The 14,143-nt window shown below is 59.6% G+C and carries 10 protein-coding genes; 9 read left to right on the forward strand and 1 reads right to left on the reverse strand.

Going from position 1 to position 14,143, the window contains the following annotated elements; genetic code table 11:
- The first annotated feature begins 1 nt into the window (after nt 1).
- The 6 genes from ACSPX5_RS28480 (at nt 2) to ACSPX5_RS28505 (ending at nt 9,915) form a co-directional block, all read left to right on the forward strand.
- Nucleotides 2-241, forward strand: coding sequence for a hypothetical protein (locus ACSPX5_RS28480; protein WP_439820698.1), 240 nt, complete (start codon nt 2-4; stop codon nt 239-241).
- A gap of 231 nt (nt 242-472) precedes the next feature.
- Nucleotides 473-2,266, forward strand: a complete 1,794-nt coding sequence (locus tag ACSPX5_RS28485; RefSeq protein ID WP_169428910.1) for a DUF1302 domain-containing protein — start codon at nt 473-475, stop codon at nt 2,264-2,266.
- A gap of 23 nt (nt 2,267-2,289) precedes the next feature.
- On the forward strand, nt 2,290-3,657 hold the full coding sequence (locus ACSPX5_RS28490; RefSeq protein WP_439820699.1) for a DUF1329 domain-containing protein: 1,368 nt from the start codon (nt 2,290-2,292) through the stop codon (nt 3,655-3,657).
- A 139-nt stretch (nt 3,658-3,796) separates the two neighbouring features.
- Nucleotides 3,797-6,349: a LuxR C-terminal-related transcriptional regulator gene (locus ACSPX5_RS28495; protein WP_439820700.1), complete on the forward strand. Its 2,553-nt coding sequence runs from the start codon at nt 3,797-3,799 to the stop codon at nt 6,347-6,349.
- A gap of 142 nt (nt 6,350-6,491) precedes the next feature.
- Complete coding sequence (locus ACSPX5_RS28500) at nt 6,492-9,218, forward strand: hypothetical protein (RefSeq protein WP_439820701.1); 2,727 nt, start codon at nt 6,492-6,494, stop codon at nt 9,216-9,218.
- 31 nt (nt 9,219-9,249) lie between these two features.
- Nucleotides 9,250-9,915 (forward strand): hypothetical protein, encoded by a 666-nt coding sequence (locus ACSPX5_RS28505; protein WP_439820702.1) that lies wholly within the window; start codon nt 9,250-9,252, stop codon nt 9,913-9,915.
- A gap of 23 nt (nt 9,916-9,938) precedes the next feature.
- Here ACSPX5_RS28505 and ACSPX5_RS28510 read toward each other — a convergent pair whose 3' ends face one another.
- Nucleotides 9,939-10,724, reverse strand: coding sequence for an IclR family transcriptional regulator (locus ACSPX5_RS28510; protein WP_169428914.1), 786 nt, complete (start codon nt 10,722-10,724; stop codon nt 9,939-9,941).
- A 163-nt stretch (nt 10,725-10,887) separates the two neighbouring features.
- On the opposite strand from ACSPX5_RS28510, the gene hmgA reads away from it, so the two are divergent.
- From hmgA to maiA, 3 genes are read left to right on the forward strand one after another with little or no spacing between them, the layout of a single operon-like run.
- Nucleotides 10,888-12,183 carry a homogentisate 1,2-dioxygenase gene (hmgA, locus tag ACSPX5_RS28515; protein ID WP_439820703.1) on the forward strand — a complete coding sequence of 432 codons (1,296 nt, stop codon included), beginning with the start codon at nt 10,888-10,890 and terminating at the stop codon, nt 12,181-12,183.
- 3 nt (nt 12,184-12,186) lie between these two features.
- A complete protein-coding gene (gene fahA, locus ACSPX5_RS28520; protein ID WP_207865287.1) occupies nt 12,187-13,491 on the forward strand; it encodes a fumarylacetoacetase in 1,305 nt (434 codons plus the stop codon).
- A gap of 12 nt (nt 13,492-13,503) precedes the next feature.
- Nucleotides 13,504-14,142, forward strand: coding sequence for a maleylacetoacetate isomerase (maiA, locus tag ACSPX5_RS28525; RefSeq protein WP_439820704.1), 639 nt, complete (start codon nt 13,504-13,506; stop codon nt 14,140-14,142).
- Nucleotide 14,143 lies beyond the last annotated feature (1 nt).

The following is a 14,143-nucleotide window of genomic DNA, read 5'->3' on the forward strand; positions in this document are numbered from 1 at the left end:
CTTGGCGTTCCTGCAAAAAATACCGCCCATAAAAAAGGCCGCTGCAAACGCAGCGGCCAAGGTAAGACGTTGGATCAAGGAGCTACAAATCAACGTCAGTGAACACCTGGGCGATGGAGCGAAAAACGCTTCAATCCATCAGAAATCGGTTGCCGACGACTCGGTCGTGGACTTCGTGCTTGGCGGCGCCGTGCCGTTAAAGCCCGCTCAGAATAAGCGTCCGGGGCCCAAGGAAAAATAGCGATTCCGGACATGCACTGTTACCGGGCATGTAACAGTGTGCGGGTGCAGTGGCGCCATCATGCGTTCCATTGATCGCAGGTCATCCAGCCGGCTCATGGGCGGCGCAAAGCCTTGCTGCAGGCGGTGATTCATCCTTTCGAGCGACAGCGCGAATACCTCCTTGGTGCGCTTATCGTCCCCGTGTGGCGGCAGTAGGGTGAGGTCTTCTGTCACTCACCGGGGAAGACGCATGACAAAAACAACAATGCGCGCCATCTTCAAACCGCAGGCACTGGCGGCTGCGGTCGCCTTGGGCTGTTGCGCCCAGGCCCATGCGGTCGATTTCAACATCGGCGAAATCGAAGGCACGTTCGACTCATCACTCTCGGTCGGCGCGAGCTGGGGCATGCGTGATGCGGACAAGTCGCTGGTCGGCACGGTCAATGGCGGTAAGGGCCAGTCTTCGACCGGTGATGACGGGCGCTTGAACTTCAAGAAGGGCGAGACCTTTTCCAAGATCTTCAAAGGCATTCACGACCTTGAGCTCAAGTACGGTGACACCGGTGTGTTCGTGCGCGGCAAATACTGGTACGACTTCGAACTCAAGGACGAAGACCGCGAGTTCAAACCCATCAGCGACAAGGGCCGCAAGGAGGGCGCCAAGTCTTCCGGCGGGCAGATTCTCGATGCGTTCGTCTATCACAATTACTCCATCGCCGATCTGCCGGGCACCGTGCGCGCCGGCAAGCAGGTGGTGAGCTGGGGCGAAAGCACCTTCATCGGCAACTCGATCAACAGCATCAACCCGATCGACGTCTCGGCATTTCGCCGGCCCGGCGCGGAGATCAAGGAAGGCCTGATTCCGGTGAACATGCTGTTCGGCTCGCAAAGCCTGACGGACAAACTCTCGGTCGAGGGCTTCTATCAACTGGAATGGGACCAGACCGTTCTCGACAACTGCGGCACCTTCTTCGGTGTCGACGTGGCGGCGGACGGTTGCAACAACGGTTACACCGTCGGCAGTCCCGCGATTGCACCGCTGGCGCCGTTGGCCGCTGCCTTCGGGCAACCCATCCAGGTCACTCGCGAAGGCGTGGTCGTGCCCCGTGGCGGTGACCGAGATGCGCGGGATTCCGGGCAATGGGGTACGGCGTTGCGCTGGCTCGGCGACGATACCGAATATGGCCTGTACTTCATCAATTACCACAGCCGTACGCCCACGGTCGGCACCACCACAGCCGGGTTGTCGACCCTGGCGGCATTACCGGGGATGGTCAGTACCGCCAATCGCCTTGCACCCGGCAGCGGGTCCGGGCTGGCGCAAAGCGTGATGCTCGGGCGCGGTCAGTACTACCTCGAATACCCGGAAGACATCCGTCTGTATGGCGCGAGTTTCGCCACCACACTGCCCACCGGCACCGCATGGACCGGCGAGCTCAGCTACCGGCCCAATGCTCCGGTGCAGGTCAACACAAACGACCTGACTCTGGCCTTGCTCAATCCGATCGCCGGCGGCGCGGCGTCGCCGCTGACCACGTCGCCAGGCGCCGACAACAAAGGCTATCGGCGCAAGGAAGTGACGCAACTGCAGAGCACCCTCACGCACTTCTTCGATCAGGTGCTGGGCGCCGAACGCCTGACCGTGGTCGGCGAGGCTGCGGTGGTGCGGGTCGGCGGACTGGAGTCGCGCAGCAAGCTGCGTTACGGCCGCGACTCGGTGTACGGCCAGTACGGTTTCGGTGGTGACACCGGCGGCTTCGTTACTTCGACTTCGTGGGGCTATCGCGCCCGCGCCATCCTCGACTACGCCAACGTGATCGGCGGGATCAACCTCAAGCCCAACCTGTCCTGGTCCCACGACGTCTCCGGTTACGGGCCCAACGGTTTGTTCAACGAAGGCGCCAAGGCCATCAGCGTCGGCGTCGATGCCGACTACCGCAACACCTACACCGCCAGCCTCAGTTACACCGATTTTTTTGGCGGCGATTACAACGTCCTCACTGACCGTGACTTCGTGGCCCTGAGCTTCGGCGTGAACTTCTGATCTGCCCGAGAAGGATGAAATCCATGCGCAAGATGATTCTGCAATGCGGTGTCCTGGCCCTGAGCCTGCTGGCTGCCAACGTGATTGCGGCGGTGTCGCCGCAAGAGGCCGACAAGCTCGGCACCAGCCTGACGCCACTCGGCGCCGAGAAGGCCGGTAACGCCGATGGCTCGATTCCGGCCTGGACCGGCGGCATTCCGAAGAATGCCGGGGCGGTGGACAGCAAGGGCTTTCTGGCTGACCCGTTCGCCAATGAAAAACCGCTGTTCACCATCACCGCCGCCAACGTCGATCAGTACAAGGACAAGCTGTCCGAGGGACAGGTGGCGATGTTCAAACGCTATCCGCAAACCTACAAAATTCCGGTCTACCCAACACACCGCACCGTCGCCGTGCCGCCGGAAATCTACGAATCGGCCAAGCGCAGCGCGTTGAACGTGACCACGATCAATGACGGCAACGGCCTGGCCAATTTCACCGGCAATCGCTACTACGCCTTCCCGATTTCGAAGAACGGCGTCGAGGTGTTGTGGAACCACATCACGCGTTATCACGGTGGCAATCTGCGACGGATCATCACTCAGGTGACACCGCAGACCAATGGCAGCTACACGCCGATCCGCTTCGAGGAAGAGATCGCCGTGCCGCAGTTGATGAAGGACCTGGACCCGCAGCAGGCGGCCAACGTACTGACCTTCTTCAAACAGTCGGTGACCGCCCCCGCACGCCTGGCCGGCAACGTGCTGCTGGTGCACGAAACCCTCGACCAGGTGAAGGAACCGCGTCTGGCGTGGATTTACAACGCCGGCCAGCGTCGGGTTCGCCGTGCGCCTCAAGTGGCGTATGACGGACCTGGCACCGCCGCCGATGGCCTGCGGACTTCGGATAACTTCGACATGTTCTCCGGCGCACCGGACCGTTATGACTGGAAGCTGATCGGCAAGAAGGAAATGTACATTCCGTACAACAGCTACAAGCTCGATTCGCCGAAGCTCAAGTACGACGACATCGTCAAGGCCGGGCACATCAATCAGGATCTGACCCGTTATGAATTGCACCGGGTCTGGGAGGTGATCGGCACGGTCAAGCCGAGCGAACGGCACATCTACGCCAAGCGCCACATGTACCTCGACGAGGACAGCTGGCAAGTGGCGCTGGCCGATCACTACGACGGTCGCGGGCAGCTGTGGCGGGTCGCCGAAGGGCATGCCCAGTACTACTACGATCACCAGACTCAGGCCTACACGCTGGAAGCGCTCTACGACATCATCGCCGGTCGCTACATCGCCCTCGGAATGAAAAACGAGGAGAAGCACAGCTTCGAATTCGGCTTCGAAGCCAAGGTCGCCGATTTCACGCCTTCAGCCCTGCGTGCCGAGGGCGTGCGCTAGGGTTTTCGATGCACCGGCAAGACAAAAGGCGACCGTGCGGTCGCCTTTTTTATGGGTCGCAATCAACGTACTGAATACTCGTCAACAAGCGTCGGGGAGAGGGCTAGGGTGAGCGTACAACGATAAAAAGGCGCAGCCGATGACCGCCATGACACCCTGTCTGGATCGACCGGATTTTTTCCCGAGACTGTCTCCCCATCATTTGCCGCGTCCGCGCCTTTGCGAGGTGTTGCTCGAGTCAATGGCCCGGGTCCGATTGATCTGCGCACCTCCCGGCAGTGGCAAGACTGCGCTGCTCACCGAATGCCTGCTGCAGGCGCCGGTCAATTGCACGGTCTGCTGGCTACCGATGGCGGGTGCCTCTCTGAACGTCGGTGAGTTCTGCGAGCGGCTCGGGCGCGCGATCGGGCTGGCGGTCGCGGATGAAGCGTCGCTGCTTCATGAGGTGGCACGGCGGTCCTCTGCAACCTGGGTGTTTATCGACGATTACTGCCGCAATCCGCAGCCGGCGCTGGACGCATTGCTCGACCGGCTGCTGGCGGTCAGCAGTCCTGCCCTGACGTGGTGGATCGGTACGCGGCGCCGTCCACCCTGCAACTGGCCGCGCCTGCTGCTTGATGACGCACTGTACGAATGTGAAGGCGCAACGCTGGCGTTGACCCAGAGCGAGATCGCCCAAGTGTTGCATCACTTGCCGCCAGCCCAGGCCGACAGCGTGGCTGCTCGTATTCATCAGCGCAGCGCAGGCTGGTGCGCCGGAGTGCGGATGCTGATGATGCAAAAATGCGACTGGTCGCAAAAGACCTTGCCGCAGCAGCGCATGGACACTTTGCTGGACTACCTGCAACACGAACTGTTCAGCAGCCTGAGTCCGGAACTGGCCGAAGCCTGGCGGGTGCTGGCGCATTTGCCGCGCTTCAATGCCAGCCTGTGCGATCACCTGTTCGGTGCCGGGGACGGGGCGCAATGGATGCGCAGTCTGCAAACCCTCGGGTGTTTCATCGAACCCTGGCATCAATCTCCGGACTGGTTGCAGGTATGTGCTCCACTGTCGCGCTTGATGCGTGACGAACCCTGGCCGGCCGGACGCTCCTGGCATCGCCGGGCCTGTCAGTGGTTTGCCGCCGGACAGCATTGGAAATGCGCCTTTGAGCAGGCGTTGCTGGCCGAGGAGTACGAGGTCGCGGTGAGCCTGTTGCAACACTTCAGTTTCGAGCATCTGTTCGAGGAGCAGACCGTCGTGCTGTTACTGCGTCTCTATGAACAACGTGGCGAGGAGCTGTTGCTCAGTTCGGCACAGCTGGTCGGGTTGATCACGGCAGCGCTGTTGTTCGCCGGCCGATTTGCGCAGGCGGCGGATTGCATCGGGCAACTGTCGCGTTTTTTGCCGCCACCGTCGGCTGGCCAGCAACGGCAATTGATCGCGCGCTGGCAGGCTCAGCAAGGCTGGCTGTTGCATCTTCAAGGGCGGATGGAGGAGGCGCGTGATCACTTTGAACAAGCCTTGAGCGATCTGTCGCCGAAGGCCTGGACTGCGCGTCTGCTGTGCCTCTCGGGACGTACACAACAGGCGTTGCTGTGCGGTGAGCTGGAGTTGGCGCATTCGATCAATCGTGAAGCGCTGTGTCTGGCCCGGGCAGAGGGCTCATTGCTGTTCGAGGCGTTGCTGGAACTTGATCACGCCCAATTGCTGGAACAGCGAGGGGCGTCGGCTCGCGCCGAAGCATTGCTGGCCAATCTTTGCGAAATGCTCGCTTCGTCCGTCGAGCGACCGACGCCGCTGCTGGGGCGTATCGCCCTGCGCCGGGGGCAGCTGGCACTGAGCATGGGGCAACAGGGGCGGGCGGCCGAGTTCTTTCAACTAGGGCTCGACGACTGCCTGCGAAGCTTTGACAAGCGCGTGCTTTACGGCTTTATCGGACAGGCGCAACTGGCCGCCAATCAGGGGGATTACGCTCAAGCCTTCATGCGACTGCGGGACGCCGAACGATTGATGCAACAGCGACAGATTCCGGACACGGTTTATCGCGGTGTTCTGTTGCAGGTCAGCAGCCAATTCTGGTTGCAACAAGGGCGACCCGAACTGGCTCACGAGGCGTTGAGCCGGGTGCTCAGACATTATCGTGGCCCACGTGCTCGGCAGGCACCGCCGGCGACGCTGGAGCTGATTCCACGTATCGAATGTCTGCTGGTTCTGGCCGAGACCCGATTGGATCAAATGCAAACGCCTCTGATTCGGCTGGGTGCCTTGCTGGCGTCGGCTCAGGCTCGCGGGCTGACCAGACTGGAGGCCGAGTTGCTGTTGACGCTGACCGAAGTGGCGCTGGTCCTCGGCGAGCCGGCCCAGGCCAAAAAGTTCTTCGAACAGGGTTGCCAGATCATCAAGCGTTGCAACCTGCAGCAAATGTTGGCCGAGCTATATGCCCGATGCATGGAGATTCCCTTGCACTGGCGTGTTGTTGAAACAGCGGTACATGTGGAAGAACAAAGTACACCGCTCAATCCCCTCAGTCAGCGAGAACTTAAAGTTCTGGAGTTGATTGCGTCCGGCGATTCCAATCAGCAAATTGCCGAGAAGTTGTTCATTTCATTGCATACGGTTAAAACTCATGTTCGACGCATACATGGGAAGTTGGGGGTTGAACGCCGAACTCAGGCGGTGGCCAGGGCAAAGTTGCTGAATTTGTGTTGAGTGATTAAGGCTGGGTGTTGCTGTTCAGATATATTGAAATAACCAGTGTCTTCCGCTTTTAAATCAAATGAGTAATTGTTGGTCCTGTAAAGGAAGTGGCATGAAGCCGTTTCCGCGTTGACGAACCTACAGGATGTGTCCAATGGGTATGATGTTTAAAACTTTAATGGCCGGTGCTGTTCTGAAAAGTGCGGATGGTCAGGTAGCGCTGGAGAATGTGCAGCGGGTTGGGGATGAGTTGAGAGCGATACTGGAGCGTTCTCCATCCTTGAGGGATGTTTTACGGAAAAAGCTCTCGGAGCGATTCGAGCGACTGGGAAAGTCTATTGATGTAGAGGGGCTTTATATCAATGTCGGTGATGCCCCGCATGAAGTCGAGAACAGGCCGTCCGGTTCGATATTTGATGTTTTTTTTGATTGTCTGGGGCGCGGTACTTATACCTCTTATGTACAGGGTCTTGATTTTGTCTATTTGCGTCCGGGTACAACAGATGCGCGCTTGAAAGTCGACAATATCAAAATTTCAGATGTCGAGGATGTTTTGATTCAGGCGTTGCAGGAGGTGGCAACTGATCAGGCGAGTGCACTTCGTCAATACTGGAACAGCCCGGCCCGCAGCGAATCCGGGGAATCGACAACTCAAAAGGCATTGTTGGAAGTTGCCTTTGCCGAAGCATTGCAGGCCGAGTTGGCTTTGACGGAAGTGGCGGGTTCGCTTAAAAGCTTCCAGGCTCTGCGCGCCAGCGAGTTGCTGAAGGCGAAGTTATCCGGGGGCTACAAAATCAGTCTCCGTCAGGCGTCTGGCATTGAGCGGGATATGGTATCCGCTTTTGTCATGCCCTATTCGAACAACACAACTTCCGAAATCAAGTTATCCGGCGATGCTTACGGCTGGTTCCTTTACACGCCGGCCAACGGTTTTGAATATTTCTCCAGCAGTGCCGACCTGCATGCAGCAATGTGCAGCCGACTGGCTGTTGCTCCCGATGCAATCAGGTATCCGGCATTGTCGGTCAGCGTGTTCTCGCACTGTGTGGGCAGCCGGCTCAAGGATCAGGAGGCACAATTTGCTGCGCGAATCAGATCCGGTGAGCCACGCGAAGAGGGATTTGTCCGCGAACTGGACAATATTCATCAGGTTTTTGCGATGCACTCTGACCTGTACCAGCGGATCAGCGCGCTGCGCATACTGGTCAAGCGCCTGGAGTGGCCAGACTGGTTAAAATCGGCCGGTGAGTCGATACGCAATACTTACGAATCCCTTGAGGCTTCGAAAGAGGGGTATGAGTTCGAATATGCCCAGGTATCCGATCGGCTGTTTTCGCTGCACGATTTTGTCGTGGAGCGTTTCGGTCTGTGGTGTGACAGCGCTTTGGGAATGCGACTTGACCCGGATGCAATCAAGGTCCATAGCCTGTACCAGATAGAAGTCGGCGGACGTACGATCAAGCAGGAAGATATTCGCACGCTGACCGAGTTCATCGTGATCGGCCTGCATGATGCAGACAATCGCGCGACCCTGCGTATCGAAGGTGCCCCGGCGGACAGTGGGTTGACCGTTGCCAAACTGGAGGGTTGGCTGGCCAACCGGGATCTGCGTGTGGAATTCAGCAGATCCTTGCCTTCCAGTACTCCGCAGGAGTTTCGCGAGGCCTATTTCAACTATTTGCATAGTCAGGCGGAGTTTGCACTGTTCGTTGCTCAACATTCTGCACGTTTCAATGCAGCAGATGTTGCGTTGATCAAACGCACCCTGGAAGGTGATCCCTCCGTGGAAATACGGGGAGTGAAACTGAAATACCGGCCATCGGTATTGCAAAACGTACTGTTGTTCATGCCGCGCACAGCAGCAACTCGTTATGCGCTGATGAAGATGCCCGACGGCCAGTTCGACTATGTGAAATTCGCCGACATCTACCAGTTCAATCGTTGGATGGAGTCCATGCTGTCCGATAATCGTGCTTATGCCGAATCGTTGATCCCGCCTGACGAACTGGCCACTGTCGGTGTATTGAGGGGGGGAGGCGCAACCCCGTTACACTACATGTATGAATTGGATTCGGTGCCGGGACTCATGGCGTTGAATGCCGGTGAGCCATTGTTCAGTCATAGTGAAGTGGCTTACGCGGGTGAGGTCGCCCGTGTCCGAGCGTTGGCGTCGGTTACCTACTCCTTTGTCGGGTCACAGGCGCGGCAAAGATACGCCCGCCTCAGTACTGAACTCAAAGCATTGTCGATGGTGGACTCCCGGGAGAACGGCTATCCGACTTTCGAGCAGTTTTCCCGTGATCTGGTCAAGCAGCGGATTGAAGAGTTGTTGTTGACTCGGGGCCAGAAGGTTCAGGTCGATCCCGACAAAATCATGATTCAGACCGACGATTTCCATCTGGATCTGACCACTGTGCTGATTGAAGGCCGCTACTTTGAAGTGCCGGCGACGCCTGGCCGGTCGATCGATGACAATCCGAAGTTCTACGTGACGGGTGGGCATCCGTCGATTGAAAAACTGGATATCAGGGATCTTTCCAGTTGGTCGAAAACCTTGCGTCCCGGGGACCACTACACCCGGTTTTTACGAAACGATTACCTGGATCGCAAACACCCGGGCTATGAGTTCAAGCGGGCGGTGCATGCCACGAAAATCCGCTGTGAGATGCACTATGACGCCTGTCATCAGTATTTCTCCGGGCAACTTTCTACGGAAGTTTTCAAAGGGATTCAACGCCTGGTCGACAACCTGAGCCAGACTGCAGGCAATGACGCTTCTCCGTTTGCATCGAATACAAACGAAGGGATCTACAAGCTCCGCTTGCAAAGCCGTCGAAGGTGTCTATATTTTCCGGATTTCCATTTATGGAAAATTCTATGACTATCTTTACACGCCGAACGCGCCTGACGATGTGGCTTTCCGTCCGGTCGAGGAATTTGTCGGTTCCATTCGTTTCCGCTACGGGCCGTTCCGGGATTACTACATCGCGCGGGTGAAGATTGAAGAACAAAAGGTTGTGAATGATTACTTCGACAATCTGGTTGCCACGGTCAACACCGTCGCTCCTCCTCAACCGGAAGGCCCTCTGCGGATGCTGGGCTTTGCTACGCTTCATGACGACAGGATCTATCGCGTTCTGAGCGACATCGATGCACGGACCACAAGCCTGAATGAGGTGATAGCCGGTCTGGTGTATGACAATGTGATTTTTGCCGCCAACATCATCAGTCTGGTGATTCCTCCGATCGGCGTCGCCGTCACCGCCGTGGAGGTATTCAAGAGCCTTTACGACGGCGCCAGAGCGTATGATCTGGGTAATTACTCGGCCGCCCTTGATCATGGAAAATCCGCGCTGATCGGACTGGTGAGTCTTGGAAAAGCAGCAGCAGCCGGCAAGCCGGTCAAGGTCACGCCTGCTCAAAAGACCTTGTTTGACCTGGGCAAGGATGCCAGGACTGTGGTGGGCTGGATGTCCAAGGCCACGGGGCAGACGCTGGGAGAAAAGCGTCTGGTCGAAATCATCGAGCAATTGATGAAGGATAATCAGAGTCGCAGCAGTCAGACCACAGTGCACTGATAAAGCGATCGAGCCTCAAGCGTTCAGGCTTGGGGCTCATGGCCCATTCGCCAACTCACGGCCCGTGTCGCCGCCAGCAACCGCTGCGCCGCCGGGCCGTTTTCGTCGGCGTGAAACAGCGACGTCGGGCCGACGATGGTCAATACCGCAGCGACCTGCCCGAGGGCGTTGAAAACCGGTGCCGACAATGCGTCGACGCCGGGCATCAGCAAACCGTGGACATGATGCAGACCGCGTTCGCGGATCTGTTCGCACAACGCCGCATAGGCTTTTTCGTCCGCCAGCGGATGGCCGCCGCTGGCGATTTCCTGTTCGCGCAATTCATCGGTTTCCCGGTGCGGCAGGTAAGCACCGAACACCAGACCGGTGGAGGAGCTGAGCAGCGGCAACACCGAGCCCAGTTGCGTCACCACCGTCACCGCGCGCACCGCCGGTTCGATGTGCACCACGGTCGCGCCCTGATTGCCCCACACCGCCAGGAAACAGGTTTCGTTGAGTTCGTCGCGCAACTCGGCCAGCGGCAGGGCGGCGACTTTCAGCACGTCCATACTGTTGAGTGCGGCCAGGCCCACGCGCAGCGCTTCACGGCCAAGGCCGTAGTGGTTGGTGGCGGTGTTCTGTTCGGCGAAACCGCTGGCGATCAACGCCTGCAGATAACGGTGAACCTTGCTCGCCGGCATCTGCACATGTTCGGCCAGACGCGACAGCGAAGTGGACGGCGACAACTCGGCCAGGGCCTTGAGGATGTCGGTGCCGACTTCGGCGGAGCGGACTTTCTGTTTGCCGTTGCTGTCGCTGGTTTTTTCCATGGTGCTGCCGTGTCCCGGAACGAATGGGCGTCTTTATAGCTTGACGCTGGATAGCGAGCAAATTACGTTATGCGTAATTGAATTACGATAAAAATAACCCCGGCGTGCCAAGACCTCTGATCCAGAGCGTCCGGCCATGCCGACTCCCTGTTCAGGAGGCTCCATGAACCTCGATTCAGCCCTGGCTTACCAGTCCGGTTTCGGCAACGAATTCAGCTCCGAAGCGTTGCCCGGCGCACTGCCCGTCGGCCAGAACTCCCCGCAGAAAGCCCCTTACGGTCTGTACACCGAACTGTTCTCCGGCACCGCGTTCACCATGACCCGCAGCGAAGCGCGGCGTACGTGGATGTACCGGATCCAGCCGTCGGCCAATCACCCGGCATTCGTCAAGCTGGAGCGGCAACTGGCGGGCGGCCCGTTGGGTGAAGTGACCCCCAATCGCCTGCGCTGGAACCCGCTGGACATTCCGGCCGAACCGACCGATTTCATCGACGGTCTGGTGAGCATGGCCGCCAACTCCGGCGCCGACAAACCCGCTGGCATCAGCATCTATCACTACTGCGCCAACCGTTCGATGGAGCGGGTATTTTTCAACGCCGACGGCGAGCTGCTGCTGGTGCCGCAACTGGGTTCCCTGCGCATCGCCACCGAACTGGGTGTGCTGGAAGTGGCACCGCTGGAAATCGCCGTGCTGCCACGGGGTTTGAAATTCCGCGTCGAACTGCTTGATCCGCAAGCACGCGGCTACGTCGCCGAGAACCATGGCGCACCGTTGCGCCTGCCGGATCTGGGACCGATCGGCAGCAACGGCCTGGCCAATCCGCGGGATTTCCTGACCCCGGTCGCCGCCTACGAAAACCTGAAGCAACCGACCACCCTGGTGCAGAAATTCCTCGGCCAGTTGTGGGGCACCGAACTCAATCACTCGCCGCTGAACGTGGTCGCCTGGCACGGCAACAACGTGCCGTACAAATATGACCTGCGCCGCTTCAACACCATCGGCACCGTCAGCTTCGACCACCCGGATCCGTCGATCTTCACTGTGCTGACCTCGCCGACGAGCGTCCACGGTCTGGCCAACCTCGACTTCGTGATCTTCCCGCCGCGCTGGATGGTGGCCGAGAACACCTTCCGTCCGCCGTGGTTCCATCGCAACCTGATGAACGAATTCATGGGCCTGATCCAGGGCGAGTACGACGCCAAAGCGGAAGGTTTCGTGCCTGGCGGCGCGTCCCTGCACAGCTGCATGAGCGCCCATGGTCCGGACGGTGAGACCTGCACCAGAGCCATCAACGCGGAGCTGAAACCAGCGAAGATCGACAACACCATGGCCTTCATGTTCGAGACCAGCCAGGTGTTGCGCCCAAGCCGCTTCGCCCTCGAATGTCCGCAACTGCAATCCACTTACGACGCCTGCTGGGCCACGCTCCCCGCCACGTTCGACCCGACCCGGAGATAATCCATGACTCAGAATTCCATCACCCGCAGTTGGGTCGCTTCGGCCAACGGCCACACCGATTTCCCGCTGCAGAACCTGCCGCTGGGCGTATTCAGCCTCAACGGCTCGGCGCCGCGCGCGGGCGTGGCGATTGGTGAGCACATCTTCGATCTGCAAGTGGCGCTGGAGGCCGGGCTGTTCGACGGCGTCGCGCGCAGTGCCGTCGAAGCCATGCGCGGCGGCCAGTTGAACGCCTTCTTCGAGCTCGGCCGCGACGCCCGCGTTGCCCTGCGCGAGCGCCTGCTGGAACTGTTCAGCGAAGGCAGCACCCACCGCGGCAACATCGAGGCCCAGGGCGCGAAACTGCTGCCGCTGGCCGCCGATTGCCAGCTGCACCTGCCGGCGCGCATCAGCGACTACACCGACTTCTACGTCGGCATCGAACACGCGCAGAACGTCGGCAAACTGTTCCGCCCGGACAACCCGCTGCTGCCGAACTACAAACACGTGCCGATCGGTTACCACGGTCGCGCCTCCACCGTGCGCGCCTCGGGTACCGACGTACGCCGTCCGAAAGGCCAGACCCTGCCGGCCGGTGCGACCGAGCCGACCTTCGGTCCGTGCGCTCGACTGGACTATGAATTGGAACTGGGGATCTGGATCGGTCAGGGCAACGAGATGGGCGAGCCGATCGCCATTGGTGACGCCGCTGAACACATCGCCGGTTTCTGCCTGCTCAACGACTGGTCGGCCCGTGATATCCAGGCCTGGGAATACCAGCCGCTCGGCCCGTTCCTGTCCAAGAGTTTCATCACCAGTGTTTCGCCGTGGGTGGTGACCGCCGAAGCGCTGGCGCCATTCCGTACCGCGCAACCGGCGCGTCCGCAAGGTGATCCGCAGCCGTTGCCGTACCTGCTCGACAAGCGCGATCAGGATGGCGGAGCCTTCGACATCGAGCTGGAGGTGCTGCTGCTCACCGAGAAAATGCGCGAGCAGAACCTGCCGGCCCATCGCCTGACCCTGAGCAACACCCGCTACATGTACTGGACTGTCGCGCAAATGGTCGCGCACCACAGCGTCAACGGCTGCCAGTTGCAAGCCGGTGACCTGTTCGGTTCGGGCACGTTGTCCGGCCCTGAAAACGGCCAGTTCGGCAGCCTGCTGGAAATCACCGAGGGCGGTAAAAAGCCGATCGAACTGGCGTCCGGTGAAGTGCGCAAATTTCTTGAAGACGGCGACGAAATCATCCTGCGCGCCCGCTGCGCCCGCGAAGGTTTTGCCTCGATCGGCTTCGGCGAATGCCGTGGCACTGTGCTGGCGGCACGCTGACGGGAGCGGCTCATGGACCTCTACACCTACTACCGTTCCACCTCGTCGTACCGGGTACGGATCGCGCTGGCACTCAAGGGCCTCGACTATCAGGCGTTGCCGGTCAATCTGATCGCGCCGCCCGGTGGCGAACATCGGCAACCCGCGTATCTGGCGATCAATCCCCAGGGCCGGGTGCCGGCGCTGCGCACCGATGACGGAAAATTGCTGATTCAGTCGCCGGCGATTATCGAGTTCCTGGAAGAACGTTATCCACAGGTGCCGCTGCTGCCCGAAGACCTCGTCGCCCGTGCTCAGGTGCGCGGTGTGGCAGCGGTGATCGGCTGCGATGTGCATCCGCTGCATAACGTCAGCGTGCTCAATCGCCTGCGCGGTTTGGGCCATGACGAGGCGCAGGTGAACGAGTGGATCGGCCACTGGATCAGTCAGGGGCTGGCGACGGTGGAGCAGTTGATCGGTGACAGCGGCTTCTGTTTCGGTGAGTGGCCGTGCGTGGCGGACGTGTACCTGATTCCACAGCTGTACGCGGCCGAACGGTTCAACGTTTCGCTGGAGGCGTATCCACGGATTCGTCGGGTGGCCGCGTTGGCCGCTGAACATCCGGCGTTTATCGCAGCACATCCCGCCAATCAACCGGACACGCCGAAGTAGC

Source organism: Pseudomonas sp. HLG18, assembly GCF_051903985.1.
GTDB classification, from domain to species: Bacteria; Pseudomonadota; Gammaproteobacteria; order Pseudomonadales; family Pseudomonadaceae; genus Aquipseudomonas; species Aquipseudomonas fluorescens_BT.